We start from the raw sequence: 14,928 nt of genomic DNA, 5'->3' as shown, positions 1-14,928 counted from the left end.
CTTTTTATTCAAATAAAGAGTTTAGCAAAAAAACACATTTTAGAAATTACTGTTATCATTTACATTAAACGTAAAATTTTCATGCATAAGAATAATTCTATTTCAAAAAATAATTATAATTTTAGATAATAACCATTGAAGAGTAATCATGTTAATTATTAGGAATCTAGAATGCGAAAGCTTTTTAGGTGTAGAAACAAATCGCGTTAGAATTAGACCTACAAAAAATCAAGTACTGCCAAACGATTTGGTAATTAAGTCTTTGATGGAATGTAGGGATATAACTAAATTTTCCTTAGGAATAAAACTTATTGCTGATGCCCCTTTTTCAACATTTTATTGATTAAATACAATAATTAAATATAATATCAAACAACAAACTATTGAAATCAGATTATTTACAAAGAAAAAGAAATATCCATTTCATTAAACACTACCCTATTAAATGTATATCAAGCACCTATCAATCAAAAGATTTCGTTCTATAAAGGAACTAAATATATCTTTCAACAAAGAAGTAAATGTCATTATTGGTCCTAACAACGCTGGAAAAACCGCAATTATTGATGCTTTGAGAATTTGTTTAGGTTTAGGAAGTCAAATCAGAGAAATTGGGATAAAAAATGATGAGGATTTCTATTTAGATACATCTAACCCAGATTACATATTGGAGCCAATTGAATTTCAGTTAATCTTTGAAATTGAATGTGCAGAAGACCGTCAGTACTTTACTAGTTTGTTATGGCAAAATCCCGATATTCCGGAAGAAGTCGACTTAAGATTAAATTTAACCTATTGGCTAGAGCCTAATGCAAATGGAAAACGTTTAAAATGGTCACATTGGGGAGGTGAATCAAGTACACTAGATTCAAATGAGCTACAGTTGTTGTATTATACTTATTTAGCCCCATTGAGAAATGCTGAATATGAGCTTCGCCCTTATTCAAAAGACAATAAAGTATCTTCTCTATTCAGAGAAATGTCGAAATATTCAAAGACCCAAATCGTAGAAGGTAATCCATCAATAATTGACCAAATCCTAGACGATGACCATAAAGTTGCTCTAGCTACAAAACTTGAAAATGTAGTGAATGATGACGAGTGGTCTGGTTTAATTAAATCAGGAGAAAATTTAGTAAACAAGCATTTGGAGAAATCTGATATAGCAAACAAGAACCCAAAAGTTAAAATTGGGCTGACTAACTTCAAGTATAATAATATCGTCAAAGGAGTTGTAACTAGTAAACAGATTTACTCAGATTCCATTATTGCTGCGGACTTGACTAAACAAAGATATTTTGATATATCTCAAAATGGATTGGGAGAAAACAACATAATTTTTTCTGCAACAGTTTTTGGCGATATTGAAAATAGAAGGATAGAAAAGAAAGAGCATTATTATGCAATGCTTATTGAGGAACCTGAAGCACATCTTCATCCTCAAAGACAAAATACATTCTTTACTTATCTCAATGAATTAAAGGATTTTGGAGTTCAAATATTTATGACATGTCATTCACCTACAATAACTGCCAAAACATCTATCCAAAATCTTCATGTTCTTCAAAATCTAAATCATGAAGTAAAAGTGGTTAGTGTAAAAAATATAAATTTAGAACCTAAGAACACTAGTTATCTGGGAAAGTTTCTCGATGTCACTAAATCACAATTATTCTTTTCAAATGGAACCATATTAGTCGAAGGAATTTCTGAAGCACTCTTACTTCCTATTCTTTCAAAGAGAATGGCACCGCCTGGAAAATATAGTATCGAAAAAAATGGCATTGAATTAGTCAATATTGACGGGGTTGCGTTCGAACCTTTTGCCAAACTATATAATCCAGATGATGAGGATAATCGGCTTGCTACAAGATGTCTTATTGTTACAGACGACGACAGAGGAATTATATCAGCAATTGATTTCCAATCTATCGAAGAAGGAATAGATAAAATTACTTCTAAAGCAATTATTAAGCATCTTCAAACTCTCGATTTATTAGATTCAACTAATAGAATTGTACTTGGTGCGAACCTTTCTGAAATGGAGATTCTGGGGTTGGAGACAAAAATGACTTTTATTAGAGCTCAAATAGAAGCTAAAATAAACAATCCGTCAGCAAGAGCAATCAAAGCCACTGGGTTTGAAAAAAACAATCTCAAAACAGTAACTGCTGAGATTACTTTTGAATATGAATTAATGATTTCTGGAAACAATATTAATCTCATATCGAATCTCTATGCCTCTATGCATACTGGTACGACATTCTTGAATTCAACTCATTCGAAAGAAGAACGTGCAAGAGAGATTCTTATTCTCTTAAATAATTTTAAGGATAAATCTGAATTGGCTCAGCAAATTGCGTACAATATTGAGTTTGAACCCGATTGGAATGGGTTTGTAGCTCCTCAATATATTATTGATGGAATAACTTGGTTGATAGATGGATAAGGAAGCTGAGATTTTATCTAATTTATCTGAGGAACAAAAGCAAATTGCTCAATTTGATAAGGGGCTTTGTGTTGTTCGAGCATGCCCGGGTAGTGGTAAAACTTATTCTGTTGCATCGAGAATTGCATTATTATTGTCTAAAAATCACTTTAGCAAAAAAGGAATCGCCGCATTATCATTTACGAACGTTGCCGTTGATGAAATCAGAGAAAAACTATCGCATAACTTCTCACTGAATGGAATTAGCCATCCTCATTTTATAGGAACCTTAGATAGCTTCATCAATCAATTCATTTTCCTGCCTTTTGGACATTTAATTATGGAATGTCCCAATCGGCCAGAACTGGTTGGTGAACCACATTCTACGTGGAGCATCAAAAAATATCCTCAAGATTACGCTCAATATTTTGATAAAACAACTTTCGATATAAACGATAAATTAATTCAACGTGCACCTGCCCAATCCTTTCATTTTGAGTGGAAATATTATAACAACTCAGGTGCTATCAATGGTAATATTCAAAACATTATTAACTCAAAATTAGAGTTTTTCAAAAAGGGCTATGCAATTCAAGCGGATGCTAATTACCTGTCCTTAAAAATATTAATAAAGTATCCGAAAATAGCTGAGTCTATAGCAAAGAAATTTGAATATTTTATAATTGACGAGGCTCAGGATACTGATGAAATTTTAATGGCAATAATCGATATTTTTAATTCAAAAGGAGCTGAAAACATTATGTTGATTGGTGACAGAGATCAAGCTATTTTTGAATGGAACAATGCCAAGCCCCATCTTTTTGACCAAAAGTATCTTGCATGGAACAAAATTGAATTGATTGAGAACAGAAGAAGTTCCCAGTTAATATGTGATTTTACCAGATATCTGTCATCATTTAATTCAACAATAGCAATAACTCCAGGGATCCTGGATTTCACCGTTGAACCTTCCATTAATGGATACTTGAAAGAGAAGAAAGCATCCCAAAAAGATCCTACCGTAGTCACCATTGAGGAAAGTATAGCTTCTTTCAACAGTGTTTTAGAAACTTTCTTAAGGCAATGTACAGAGAATGGCATTGAAATATCACAAAAAAATGTTGCAGTGTTATATCGTGGCAAAGCAAAAGTGAATTTTCTCGGATTAACTCCTGTTAATTATGACAATAGTATGGACTGCTGGGAATCTAAAAATCTCTTTGTAAAAACAATTATTAGAGGTAAGTTCTTATATGATTCAGGGCTTTTTATAAAAGGTTACAGACTCATGGAAAGGGGGTTGATAGAGTACAAAAGACAAAATGACACAAACAGTCTTATTGCTAATAATGAGTACGTTCAAACGATAATTAATGAAAAAGGATTCATGACATATCGGAAAGGAATTCATCAGGTTATGGATAAACTACCAGCAACAAAAGACAAAACTATTTCAGCATGGATAGAGGAAGCAAATCGTAATTTGAAAAAACCACTCGTCATCAAGACTGGAACTGGGCAAGATTTAATTTCAGAGTATTTTGGTGAAACAGATACGAATGTTCAGCCATTTGAATTTTATCATGGTACAATTCACTCGGTTAAAGGACGATCTTTTGATGCAGTTCTAATTCTACTATCCAAAAAATCAGGTTTTAATTACGATACTATGCTCAAAAAAGATAAAACTGCTCTCAGCGAAAAGGAACAGGAAGAATTGAGAATTATCTATGTTGGGATGACAAGACCAAGAAAAGTACTCCAATTAGCTGTCCCCGAAGATGATGTTGACCTCTGGACCTCCAAATTCAATGTTTTAAAATCTATGACTTAAGCAACTAAGAATGAGTAACATGTATCATTTAGGAACAGAAGAATAAAATAGACAACAATATATTTGAACCTACCAGACTATATTTTCCAATCTAACTATCTACTAAAATCATACTATTACTTAATTAAATCTTTATTAAAAAGTAAAGGACAGTTGAAGCCAACTTAAGACTAACTATTCCATTGCTGCTTGTAAATTAATTTTTAGAATTAAATTGCCATAAACAAAAACTAAAAGAGTTTATTTGATAAAAATGAATTTTGTAGTTCTTTTTTAATTTGGCTCAAACGAACCAAATCATCTATAAAAGTGTTTGAAGATACGCTCGTCAAGGTCCCTTGACAGGAATAGTTCTACACTTTACTTTAAAAACAACTATTCTACTTAGCATTTGAACAATTATAAAGGCGCTTATTTTTTTCTTCTTGAAGTTTACTTCGTAGACTCAACATATCCTGGCTCACTTTCTTATCTAATATTTTTGCATAATGCTGTGTAGTTTTGATACTCGTATGTCCCAGCATTTTACTTACACTTTCAATTGGGACACCATTAGACAAAGTAACAGTAGTGGCAAATGTGTGTCTTGCAATATGGAACGTTAAATCTTTATTAATACCACAAACACTCGCAATTTCTTTGAGGTAAGAATTCATTTTCTGGTTACTCAGAACAGGAAACAGGGAATCTGAATTTACGCACTGCGGATGGTTCTCATATTTTAATACTAGCTCCTGAGCTACAGGTAATAGAGGAATTCTCGTTGAGGTATCGGTCTTTTGACGATGGGTAAAAATCCATTGGTCACCATCAATTCCGATATTGAGGTTTGATTTTGATAATTGCTTGACATCCACATAAGCTAATCCGGTATAACAACTGAATAGAAAAATATCCCTGACCTGCGTCAACCGATCTGATACAAATTCCTTTTCGTAGATACTCTGAATTTCTTCTTTAATAAGATAATGCCGTTCCACAGCTTTGATCTTTGCTTTATAACCTAGAAAAGGATCTTTGGTGAGCCATCCATGTGCCATACATAATCGGATGATTTTTTTAAAATTTTTGAGGTATTTCACAGCCGTATTATTTCCACATTTTCTTACACTGCGCAGCCAGAAGTCATAATCACTGATAAAACCATGATCAATTTCCGTGATATCAATATCACAAACTTTTTAAAGATGTCTTGTAACGCTCCAATGTACCGGGGGCAAAATCGTAACCTACCAAGGCCTCCATTTTGTCATTATGCTTCTGAAAGAGGATCAGTCTCAAAAGTTGGGGGGAACTGTTTAGTTGGTGTATCTTTGTATTATGGTAAGCGATCACGAACTTCTTAAATTATTACTTCCGGAATTTTTAGTTGAGCACTTTGATATCATCAAATTCCAGGATCATAATGGTGAACTTCATATTTATTTTGAAGAAAAAAGCAGCATTCCTGATGAATTACAAGATAGATTATTAGAGTCTAAAGGTTTTCTGCCTGAAATTATTGTAGATGATTATCCATTAAGAGGTAAAATTGTCAAATTACATGTGAAAAGAAGAAGATGGACTGATAAGCACTCAGGTGAAATCCTACAGAGAGATTGGGGCGTTGTAGCCAAAGGAACACGCATGACCAAGGACTTTGCAGGTTTCTTAAAAAAAATTAGCCGATACTAAAGCTCTTTCTAAAAGTTATATCCGAATTTTTCGGTATCAAAGGCAAGACTTTTCAGAGACAATACAAGAATAACCTAATATCATAGCTGGGGGCAAAAATCTCACGCAAAGGACTGGATCATTTATCCTGAAAATCTTTCAGAATCTCTATCTCTGGATGAAGTAGCACTTTCTGATGGAGAACTTTATACGGTTCTTACCTCCAAAAGAGCCAAAGGGAGAAAAGGAAGTATTGTTGCAATTATAAAAGGGACTCAGAGTGATTTTGTCATTGCCCATCTTTTAAAAATCAGCAGAAGACTTCGTATGAAGGTGAATGAGATTAGCCTGGATATGGCAGGTTCCATGAAGCGTATTGCCAAAACATGCTTTCCTTGTGCTGCCCAGGTGATCGACCGCTTTCATGTTCAAAAACTTGCCCTGGAAGCCCTTCAGGAAATCAGGATCAAACATCGTTGGGAAGCCATTGAAATGGAAAATAATGCTCTTGTAAAAGCCTATGGAGATCAAATTCTAAAGGCAGAAGTTTTTGAAAATGGAGATTCCCGGAAACAGCTTTTGGCAAGAAGCAGATATTTGCTTTACAAGAGCCGGGAGAAATGGACGCTGTCCCAGAGACAAAGAGCTTCCATCCTTTTTACTCACTATCCTGACCTGGAAAAAGCGTATTGGCTAACTGACAGCTTAAGAAAAATCTATAATCAGCACATTACAAAATCTGTAGCTATGACTAAACTAGCTCATTGATTTAAAAATGTGGAAGAAGCAGATTTTACCTCTTTTTCCACTTTAAGAAAGACTATAATGCAACATTACAGAGATATTCTAAATTATTTTGATAAAAGAAGCACTAATGCAGCGGCTGAATCTTTCAATGCTAAAATTAAAAACTTCAGGATGCAGCTCAGAGGCGTGAAAGACAGAACATTTTTTCTATTCAGATTAACCAAACTTTTTGCTTAGCCCCCAACTTTTGAACCTGATCCCATATGAATAGTGACCTATTTTGATTTTTTTTGATACTAGTGCTAAAACAAAAAACGCTGTAAACATTGATGTTTACAGCGTTTTAGCTTATTTTGGTTTCCCAACTGGCGGAGAGTGAGGGATTCGAACCCCCGGACCTGTTACAGTCAACAGTTTTCAAGACTGCCGCAATCGACCACTCTGCCAACTCTCCTTAAACTCCGGCTGCACCGTTGTTTTCAGTGGTGCAAATATAGAAAGTTTTCTAATACTGGCAAAATATTTTTAATAAAATTTAAATTTATTTTTATTCAATGAGAATTTCTATTGTATACAAAAGGAAATATTCAAAATAGATATTTGATTTACTGCAAACTACAGCTTGTTTTACATTACCGATGACTTCTGGAGTTCCCATACTTTTTTCAAATAAACATCAGTTTGATCTAAAAATTCCTGATCGGTCTGATGAACCTCAACATGAGGAATCACCCCTTGCCCTTTTTTCTGATCCGGAAGATTTTGTGCATCCTGAATAACATGAACAATTGAGAAACCAGTCTGTATTCCGGTATTTGGAAGCTCATACACCAAAGGAAGGTGTCCGTTATGCTCGTAATATCCACCCACCGTTTCTTTACCTATGACAACAGCATTGGTATACGATTTAATAAGAGAAGCAAGATGGGAAGCTGCTGAAGCTACCCGTTGATCTACCAAAAGATAAAGCTGGCCTTTAAATGTTTTTTCATTAGGAAGAATTGAAGGGTTTTTATCATCCGCCCAGTAATATTTTCCTTGAATATCTTTAGGATAGAGATCTCTTAAATAGGTATTCAAACCTTTTTTATCTGTTACCCCATTGGAAAGAAATAGTGGCGTGATGATGAGTTTTTCTTCCATCGGAACTTCATTGAAGTTGGTATAAGCATATTGACTGTCGCGAAAAGGTCTTGATGAAAGAGAGGAAAATACTCTTTCATAAAGAGCTCCTGTTCCACCCGTATTTCCTCTCAAATCAACAATCAGGTTTTTACCGTTTTCTTTTTCCAGAGTATTGATCATTTCATCAAGAAAAATACTAAACTTTTTGTATGCAGGATCCTCTTTACCTGTTGCAAAATCAAATCCTCTAACTGACAAACGGTACATGCCCTCTCCTTCTTTAGTAAAGCTATATTTTTCTGACAAAAGTTTTTTGTCGAAGGAAAGTGAATGACGTGATTCCTGAAGTTTTTTCACCCTGTCTAATGATATTCCCGGTAAGGAAATTTCATTTACTTTTCCATTCCAGCGATAACTGATTACATAATTTTTATGAGTTCCAAATTCGATATAAAACTTATCCAGCATTCCCCTCTCAAATCCTGTTGTTTCTTTATAAGTCGCGGAAAATCCATCAGAAAAATAATATTGGGAAAAACGGGTGATCATTTCTTTCGCAGAAATTCCGTTAATTGACAACACCTGTGCACCAAGAGGCACTGCAACCTCTTTTGAATCCTGCAGCAGACGTCCGTCTATATTTTTCAATGTAACAGGCAGATATTCCTGTTTCTGGGTAAGATAATAAGACGCGTGATTGGGAAGATCCGTATAATTGTGGCAACTCCCTTCAAAGCCAGTTAACTTAGCGATTACTTTGTAAAAATCAAAGATAGTTTTACAGTTTCGGGCTTCAATTTCTGCCTGTTGGTAAATGCTGTCGATCTGTTTTTTGTTTCTGTAAACATACAATCCGGAATTAGCTTTTTCTCTTATAGAGCGGAAAACATGAAGATCTTCCAAAAACTGGTCTGGGGTAAACTGATCTTTCAGAACCTGAATATTCTTAGACTCAACAATCGAAACTTGAGCAGGTTTACTTTTTTCAAGATAGGACTTAGCCCAGACCTTCAGTTCATATTTTCTGCCTTTTTCCGGAGTAAAATATAATCTTTCCACACTTTTTATTCCTCGGGAATCATCCTGTTCCTTTACCTTTTTCCCGTCCATGAATAAAGATACCGACAGATTGGCATCACCGGACTGAACAGCAATCCAGGCGGGTTGAGCAGAACGGGGAGAATATTTCAGGGTATCTCCCGGTTTCAGCTCAGTATTGGTTTGTGCGTATGCAGAATTGACAAGGAATAAAAGAGGAATAATAAAGGGTTTGGTCATTGTCGTTTTTTATATCGCTAATATACAAATTAAGCCTGGTAGGCGGAATTCCTCTATTTTTTTTAACGTTACATTTTTACACTCATCTCCTGTACTTCTTCTGCTGAAAACCCATAGATTTGAGGTGTTTTTACATCCAGCAAATTCAGGTAAATATATATTTCTGCTCTGTGATGAATTTCGTGTTCTATCATCGCTCTGAGCCATTTCCAGATTGAAATTTGGCTGTTAGCGGGTGTTAAACATTTACGGGTAAGATCTTCATCGGATAGATTACTGATGATTTCCAGCGTTTGTCTGTGCATTTCATTAAAAAATTTCACCGTATTTTCATATCCGTCAGCCAGTTCTTTTCCGCACCCTTGATAAGCGCTCTTTCTCCCTGAAATTGTTTCACCATACATATACCGTTCAATAGCTGCAATATGCCTGATCTGATCTCCAATGGTAAATTTCCCAGGTTTATAGGAAAAATCGAGATGCTCCGGGGGAACTACTTCTATAATTCTGTTTGTTCTTTCTCTGATCTTTTCATAATAATCGAGGAATGATTTCACCGTTTTAATTTCCATTTGTTTTACTATTAATCAAATTAACACTCAGTTTTTGTTGAAGTGAATATAAGAAATACCGAATAGAACATTCGCATTTTCAATACAAATTCTTCAAATTGTTTAAAAATCACATATAAGGGAGTATTAAATTTGGAAACGTATGAAAAATCTGATATTTTAGTTAAAAAAATAATACTGATGAAAATTTGGATTTGCTTGTGTACGGCAGTATTGAGCTATCAGAACATACACGCCCAGTCTGCCAAGATTGATACAGAAAAACTCCTTGAATATTATGAGAATCAGCGCTATGATGATGCGGCCCGTTATCTGCAGAGTTTTTATACTGAAAATACACAGGACATAAAAGCGTTAAGCCAAATTGCCTACTGTAATATGATGGCAGGAAAACTTCCTGAAGCAGAAAAAAGCTACCTGAAAATCAACGCCCTACAACCTGATCATATATCTACGCTGTTCAGTCTGACAAGTATTAATTCCAGACGGGGAAACGCATCCAAAGCAAAATCTTACCTTCAACAGATCATTGGGCTGGACAGTTTGAATTTCAACGCTTATAAACAGCTGGCCGGTTATGAAGACAATTCCGAAGCAAAATTAAAGTATCTCAAAAAAGCAAATACCTTAAAAGCCACTGATCCTGATGTTGCTTATGATCTGTCCCAAGTTTACCGTGAACTGAAACAGTATCAAACAGCATATGGCGTACTCAAAACAGCCATTTCAGCTGATCCTGAAAATTTCATACTGCAGCAGGCTCAACTTCCCATATCCAATCTGCTGGGAAAATATCTGGAAGTCATTGAAATTGGTGAAAAGCTCCTGAAAATAAATGCGGATCCCAATATAATCAATGATATAGGGCAGGCTTATTTTTATGTAAAAGATTACCAAAAATGCATTAATATGTATAAAATCCTGGAAGATCTGGGAATTCAGAATGAAGGAACTTTATATTATATGGCGCTGAGCTACCGGGAACTGAAAGATTATGACAAAGCAGCCCTATACGCCCAGAAAACGATTGATGAAGCTATTTCAGACCATACCCCCCTTTATTATGCTGCGTTGGCCGGCATTTACGAGGATAAAAATCAATACAATGATGCACTGACTGCTTATAAAAGAGGACTCACCTTTTCTCAAAACAACATAATTTACTACCGGATGGCCCTGCTTTATGATCTTAATCTAAAACAGACCAAAAATGCAGTCAATTCCTATCAGATGTATCTTAAAAATAAACCTGATCAGGAAAAAGAAAAGCAACAGATTGAATATGCCAAACAAAGAATAACCACTTTAGCAGCAATCAAATAACAGTCTCTGGCAGATTTAAAGATTATGCTTTCATGTGTTTCAAAATCCAGTTCAGGCATTCCTGGGAATCCATAATGCTCCATGAGTGAGGATGGCGCATGCCATTCGGGCGGATTCCCCGGTCATTGGTAATGACAAGGTCTGCATTTTTATGTCCTTTTAATCTTAATAAATTGATCATTGCTGTAATATCTACACAGTTAAGATCATAGATATCCCGTCCTCTGTTTTCAATCTGCCAGAGAATGCCGGGTTCTGTATAAATAAGCATCGGGGTATTGAGCAAGTATTTAGCATTTCCACCATCTTTTTCACGATAGGAAAACATAGATTCCTTGATATATTGTTCTCTGTTTTTATCGGGAGTACCTATCGCTGCCACCATTTCTTCGGTAAAATATTTGGCTTCGTTGGTTGCCACATCAGAATAATTCCTTTCAATATCCCTTTGCATCCTGTAATAGATGTTTTCATAATCTAAAGGAACATCAAGAGCGAATATTGAGTTGGGGACGAAGTAAGTGTTGTTGTCTCTCAGAGCTCTTTCTGCATAAGTAAAAGCCAGCATTCCACCACCGGAAAGCCCTCCCATAGAGATTTTATCTTTAGAAACTTTATGCTTTTCTACGGTGTCTTTCACGATTCTGTCCAGAAATTTCTGTTCAATATGAAATCCAAAATCGCTATCTTCCCATGTTGGAAACAAAACAATCAGGTTTTTCTCCAATGCAAGATCATCGAGGTTAACCTGATTCATAACAGACTCCCCTGTTTCTCCTCCTCCTGGAAGGATAATGAGAATTCCCTCTGGTTTTCCTTTTGGAACCATTTTTAAATAATGATTTTGAGTATCTTTAAATGTAATTTTCTCCGGAGCCTGTGCGAATAATTTAGCACATAATATGCCCAATAATAAAGTAAAATATCTGGTTTTCATAGGGTATTGTTTTTCTGCTTACTCAATAACAATAATTCAGCAGAGATATTGTTTTTAAAACGAAAAAACTGTATTTACTGTCTTATTTTCGAATTTATATTGACAGTGAGCCACGAACGAGTACAGCATAGGGATCATTTATACCCAGCCTACTTTTTTTCTCCATATCGTATATCCTTCATCCTTTGCATCTATTTCGGGAATATTTTCCGGGGAAAGGATTCTACTCATTTTTTCAGAAGACAAGGGAGGAAGGTGCACAGCTTCCCTTTCCTTATTAAGGTTCTCTTTGTTTTGAACAGGATAAATTCCTTCTGGAATAAGCTGCGTTCCATACTTTTGCGGCCTGCTTTGAAATACCTGAATACGATCATACAGATAAGCAATATTTTTAAGATTAATATCACTTCTGTTCTCATTCATCATTTCATAACACTGTTTCATAAAATCCGGTTCTCCAATAGAATGCTGAATAATCAACCAGGCGGCATCACTTGCCTTATCACCAACTTTTGAAATGGTAGGAAATCCTATCTCTTTTATCATCTCACGCAGCCGCTGCGCATTATTTTTATGAACTTTTTCCATATCGGGATGATAACCTCCTGAAAGTTTTCCTTCGAGTGAAAGCTTTTCTCTTACTTCCAGATCGTAGTTGGCAAGTTTCATTAATTCCTGGGCCAGTCTATCGTTCATTTTTATAGTTTTTTAAAGATAGTTGCATGATTCTACAAAGTCTGCCTATAATAACAACTGATGACCTTTCTTTTGCATATTACCATCAAATTGGACCCAGCGATATCCTCCAATTCATTTTTCAGTGATCCAAATTACAAAAACATTTGATTCAAAAAACTTCCGTCCGGATAAAATCAAGAATAAAATCTGCTCTTTCTTTAACTTCTGCTTTAGGAACTTCCACAAGATTATAACCATATCCCTGATAGATCCTTTTAATATGGCTGAAAGTAGATTGTGCGACTTCAAATGTTTGTTTTCTTTCCTCGTCATTTCTATAAATAGACTTCCATGGTGGGAGAATAAAAACATTTTTATGATACATCATTTCTTCGGCTTTTACTTTCATTTCATTGGGAATGGGAATATTTTCAAGATTGAGATATCCTAAAGTATCTACAATTCCACGATCAAAAAATACGATTTCCGGAAATGAAGAATCTCTCATATTTTGAAATGTTTTCACAGAAGCATCAAACATTAATTCTGCAAAATATTCTTTATTTTTCCATGGTAATCCTTCTCCGTGAATGGCTATTTGTTCTTTGATGATCCTGCGGCCTTCTTCTGGAACAGTTACACATCCACGATGATGCAGTTCATTGAGCAGTGTTGTTTTCCCGGCTCCAGGACCACCGGTAATAATGCATAATTTTTTCATTGGGGTTACATAATGGTTCGAATACGCACAGCCTCACCTCAACAAGAATTTGCCCTTATTTCTTAATAATGATATGCGTTATTTATTTTGAATAATGATATTTCTGTACGTATTGATCCTGTCTTGTTCCTTATACATATTACATAATATCAGGATATCATCTGTATTATACTGCTCTGCAATCTGCTGAATTTCTCCATAAATAGTATCAGGAGTTCCCATAATAATCCTGTTGAGAACAGTAAAAAAATCCTCTTCCTCTTGAGTTCCCAAAATCTTTTCTTCAACCTTTTCAGGAGGAAGGAGAACATCTGGGCTCACCAGTTGTCTCGACTGTAGAAACTGATAGGCCATTCCATACGCATTACGTTTTGCCTGCTCCACAGTATCTGCGACAGAAACGGCTACTGCAATCTGTAATGTGGGTTGGGAACTGTATTGGTCAGAATCAAATTCTTTCAAGTATGTTTCTGTATTTTCTATGCCTGCTTCACTATTCATAAAAGCGGCAAAAGAATATCCTATGCCATGTTTTGCGGCTTCCTTAGCAGAAGTTATCCCGGAACCCAGCCAAAAAATTTCCGGTAGAATCTTTACATGCGTTGGCTGAGCAACAAGTCCCTCATACACCCCTTTTTCTTCTTTTAAAAACTGAATGGCTTCTTCCAGTTTGGTTTCCTGATTGGAGAGAACAGTTAACTTATGGTTATTGAGCGCCATCACCGCATCTTTTAAACCTCCTGGTGCTTTTCCCAATCCGAGAATAAAACGTCCGGGATACACAGTCCCCAACATTTTTGTCCATTCTGCAATTTTATAAGCAGAATAATTCCTCATCATAATACCGGCCGTACCTACTTTTATGTGTTTTGTTTTGCCAAGAACAATGGCAGACAGCAATTCCGGGCTGGAGCTTCCATATGCTTCTACTCCATGGTGTTCAGAGTACATAAGACTATGAAATCCCATTTCTTCTGCGAATAAAGCAAGCTGAATACTGTTATTCAATGCTGTTTCTGCATCACTCCCCATTGCGATCGGCGATTGGTCCAGTATTCCTAATTTCAACTTCATCATATTGAGACTAATTTATATTCAGGTAATGTGAAATTATGAAAAAAAAGAACCGTCCGAAAATATTCTTAACTCAAATCATCTGATGTAAAGATTGGAAAATACAATAACAAAGGTAGCTCTTCAATTATTTCTGATCTTCCTTTGGTGGAAAAACGATTCCTTCATCTTGTATGAGATCGTAGCCGAAGTTCATAATAGTTTCAATTACCGGAATAGATTTCTTGCCTTTTTCCGTCAGACTGTATTCCACTTTTGGAGGAACAACGGGATATACTTCACGATGAATCATCTCTTTGCTTTCCAACTCACGAAGCTGGCTGGTGAGCATTTTATCTGTAATGTGCGGGATGTCTTTTTTCAGTTCACTGAAGCGAAGTGGTTTTTCCTGCAATCTCCACAAAATGGGCATTTTCCACGTTCCGCCAATGTGACTTAAAGCGAATTCTATAGGGGTGTAATAAAGTCTTTTATCATGAAAAAACTGAGGCATAAGAACTGTTTTTTTGTTTGAACACTTTCTAAAATGTAAGTATATACTTTTCTAATAGCTCGTTT

Annotated in this window: 12 protein-coding genes, 1 tRNA gene and 2 pseudogenes; 5 read left to right on the top strand and 10 right to left on the bottom strand. The window is 35.4% G+C overall.

Annotation, left to right across the window (positions count from 1 at the left end):
- Positions 1 to 445 precede the first annotated feature (445 nt).
- Both ACQ76T_RS03615 and ACQ76T_RS03610 read left to right on the top strand, forming a co-directional pair.
- Positions 446 to 2,449: an ATP-dependent nuclease gene (locus ACQ76T_RS03615; RefSeq protein ID WP_431341977.1), complete on the top strand. Its 2,004-nt coding sequence runs from the start codon at positions 446 to 448 to the stop codon at positions 2,447 to 2,449.
- Positions 2,442 to 4,262: a UvrD-helicase domain-containing protein gene (locus ACQ76T_RS03610; protein ID WP_431341976.1), complete on the top strand. Its 1,821-nt coding sequence runs from the start codon at positions 2,442 to 2,444 to the stop codon at positions 4,260 to 4,262. The genes ACQ76T_RS03615 and ACQ76T_RS03610 overlap by 8 nt, the downstream gene beginning before the upstream one ends.
- 380 nt (positions 4,263 to 4,642) lie before the next feature.
- Here the strand turns inward: ACQ76T_RS03610 and ACQ76T_RS03605 are convergent, their stop codons facing one another.
- Entirely contained in the window at positions 4,643 to 5,302 is a 660-nt protein-coding gene (locus tag ACQ76T_RS03605) for a site-specific integrase (RefSeq protein ID WP_431341975.1), read from the bottom strand.
- A gap of 12 nt (positions 5,303 to 5,314) precedes the next feature.
- Positions 5,315 to 5,380, bottom strand: a pseudogene (locus tag ACQ76T_RS03600) (hypothetical protein); the annotation flags it as partial.
- A 202-nt stretch (positions 5,381 to 5,582) separates the two neighbouring features.
- Here ACQ76T_RS03600 and ACQ76T_RS03595 point away from each other — a divergent pair.
- Positions 5,583 to 5,936, top strand: coding sequence for an ISAon1 family transposase N-terminal region protein (locus tag ACQ76T_RS03595; protein ID WP_431341974.1), 354 nt, complete (start codon positions 5,583 to 5,585; stop codon positions 5,934 to 5,936).
- A gap of 117 nt (positions 5,937 to 6,053) precedes the next feature.
- A pseudogene (locus tag ACQ76T_RS03590) lies at positions 6,054 to 6,899 on the top strand (ISAon1 family transposase).
- Between the two features lie 129 nt (positions 6,900 to 7,028).
- Here ACQ76T_RS03590 and ACQ76T_RS03585 read toward each other — a convergent pair.
- The 3 genes from ACQ76T_RS03585 to ACQ76T_RS03575 all read right to left on the bottom strand — a co-directional run bounded on the left by ACQ76T_RS03585 (position 7,029) and on the right by ACQ76T_RS03575 (position 9,637).
- Positions 7,029 to 7,116, bottom strand: a tRNA-Ser gene (locus tag ACQ76T_RS03585).
- Positions 7,117 to 7,289: 173 nt separating this feature from the next.
- Complete coding sequence (locus ACQ76T_RS03580) at positions 7,290 to 9,065, bottom strand: S41 family peptidase (protein WP_431341973.1); 1,776 nt, start codon at positions 9,063 to 9,065, stop codon at positions 7,290 to 7,292.
- A 68-nt stretch (positions 9,066 to 9,133) separates the two neighbouring features.
- Complete coding sequence (locus tag ACQ76T_RS03575; protein ID WP_431341972.1) at positions 9,134 to 9,637, bottom strand: DinB family protein; 504 nt, start codon at positions 9,635 to 9,637, stop codon at positions 9,134 to 9,136.
- Positions 9,638 to 9,817: 180 nt separating this feature from the next.
- Here ACQ76T_RS03575 and ACQ76T_RS03570 point away from each other — a divergent pair, with 180 nt between their 5' ends.
- Positions 9,818 to 10,960 carry a tetratricopeptide repeat protein gene (locus ACQ76T_RS03570; RefSeq protein WP_431341971.1) on the top strand — a complete coding sequence of 381 codons (1,143 nt, stop codon included), beginning with the start codon at positions 9,818 to 9,820 and terminating at the stop codon, positions 10,958 to 10,960.
- A gap of 22 nt (positions 10,961 to 10,982) precedes the next feature.
- Here ACQ76T_RS03570 and ACQ76T_RS03565 read toward each other — a convergent pair whose 3' ends face one another.
- The 5 genes from ACQ76T_RS03565 to ACQ76T_RS03545 form a co-directional block, all read right to left on the bottom strand.
- On the bottom strand, positions 10,983 to 11,897 hold the full coding sequence (locus ACQ76T_RS03565) for a hypothetical protein (protein WP_431341970.1): 915 nt from the start codon (positions 11,895 to 11,897) through the stop codon (positions 10,983 to 10,985).
- A 138-nt stretch (positions 11,898 to 12,035) separates the two neighbouring features.
- Positions 12,036 to 12,593, bottom strand: a complete 558-nt coding sequence (locus ACQ76T_RS03560; RefSeq protein WP_431341969.1) for a DUF6624 domain-containing protein — start codon at positions 12,591 to 12,593, stop codon at positions 12,036 to 12,038.
- A 151-nt stretch (positions 12,594 to 12,744) separates the two neighbouring features.
- Positions 12,745 to 13,296 carry an AAA family ATPase gene (locus ACQ76T_RS03555; RefSeq protein ID WP_431341968.1) on the bottom strand — a complete coding sequence of 184 codons (552 nt, stop codon included), beginning with the start codon at positions 13,294 to 13,296 and terminating at the stop codon, positions 12,745 to 12,747.
- A 78-nt stretch (positions 13,297 to 13,374) separates the two neighbouring features.
- A complete protein-coding gene (locus tag ACQ76T_RS03550; protein WP_431341967.1) occupies positions 13,375 to 14,373 on the bottom strand; it encodes an MsnO8 family LLM class oxidoreductase in 999 nt (332 codons plus the stop codon).
- A 124-nt stretch (positions 14,374 to 14,497) separates the two neighbouring features.
- Positions 14,498 to 14,863 carry a winged helix-turn-helix transcriptional regulator gene (locus tag ACQ76T_RS03545; protein WP_431341966.1) on the bottom strand — a complete coding sequence of 122 codons (366 nt, stop codon included), beginning with the start codon at positions 14,861 to 14,863 and terminating at the stop codon, positions 14,498 to 14,500.
- Positions 14,864 to 14,928 lie beyond the last annotated feature (65 nt).

The organism is Chryseobacterium sp. JK1, from assembly GCF_050632815.1.
Taxonomy (GTDB): Bacteria; Bacteroidota; Bacteroidia; order Flavobacteriales; family Weeksellaceae; genus Chryseobacterium.
Note: the sequence above shows the minus strand (reverse complement) of the source record. Positions and strands in the feature narration are given on the sequence as shown.

What these genes read in the sequence shown, in the direction of transcription:
- ACQ76T_RS03605 (WP_431341975.1), bottom strand. Translation starts at nt 5,302, where the DNA reads ATGGCACATGGATGGCTCACCAAAGATCCTTTTCTAGGTTATAAAGCA.
- ACQ76T_RS03610 (WP_431341976.1), top strand. Translation starts at nt 2,442, where the DNA reads ATGGATAAGGAAGCTGAGATTTTATCTAATTTATCTGAGGAACAAAAG.
- ACQ76T_RS03615 (WP_431341977.1), top strand. Translation starts at nt 446, where the DNA reads ATGTATATCAAGCACCTATCAATCAAAAGATTTCGTTCTATAAAGGAA.
- ACQ76T_RS03595 (WP_431341974.1), top strand. Translation starts at nt 5,583, where the DNA reads ATGGTAAGCGATCACGAACTTCTTAAATTATTACTTCCGGAATTTTTA.
- ACQ76T_RS03545 (WP_431341966.1), bottom strand. Translation starts at nt 14,863, where the DNA reads ATGCCTCAGTTTTTTCATGATAAAAGACTTTATTACACCCCTATAGAA.
- ACQ76T_RS03575 (WP_431341972.1), bottom strand. Translation starts at nt 9,637, where the DNA reads ATGGAAATTAAAACGGTGAAATCATTCCTCGATTATTATGAAAAGATC.
- ACQ76T_RS03570 (WP_431341971.1), top strand. Translation starts at nt 9,818, where the DNA reads ATGAAAATTTGGATTTGCTTGTGTACGGCAGTATTGAGCTATCAGAAC.
- ACQ76T_RS03560 (WP_431341969.1), bottom strand. Translation starts at nt 12,593, where the DNA reads ATGAACGATAGACTGGCCCAGGAATTAATGAAACTTGCCAACTACGAT.
- ACQ76T_RS03580 (WP_431341973.1), bottom strand. Translation starts at nt 9,065, where the DNA reads ATGACCAAACCCTTTATTATTCCTCTTTTATTCCTTGTCAATTCTGCA.
- ACQ76T_RS03565 (WP_431341970.1), bottom strand. Translation starts at nt 11,897, where the DNA reads ATGAAAACCAGATATTTTACTTTATTATTGGGCATATTATGTGCTAAA.
- ACQ76T_RS03550 (WP_431341967.1), bottom strand. Translation starts at nt 14,373, where the DNA reads ATGATGAAGTTGAAATTAGGAATACTGGACCAATCGCCGATCGCAATG.
- ACQ76T_RS03555 (WP_431341968.1), bottom strand. Translation starts at nt 13,296, where the DNA reads ATGAAAAAATTATGCATTATTACCGGTGGTCCTGGAGCCGGGAAAACA.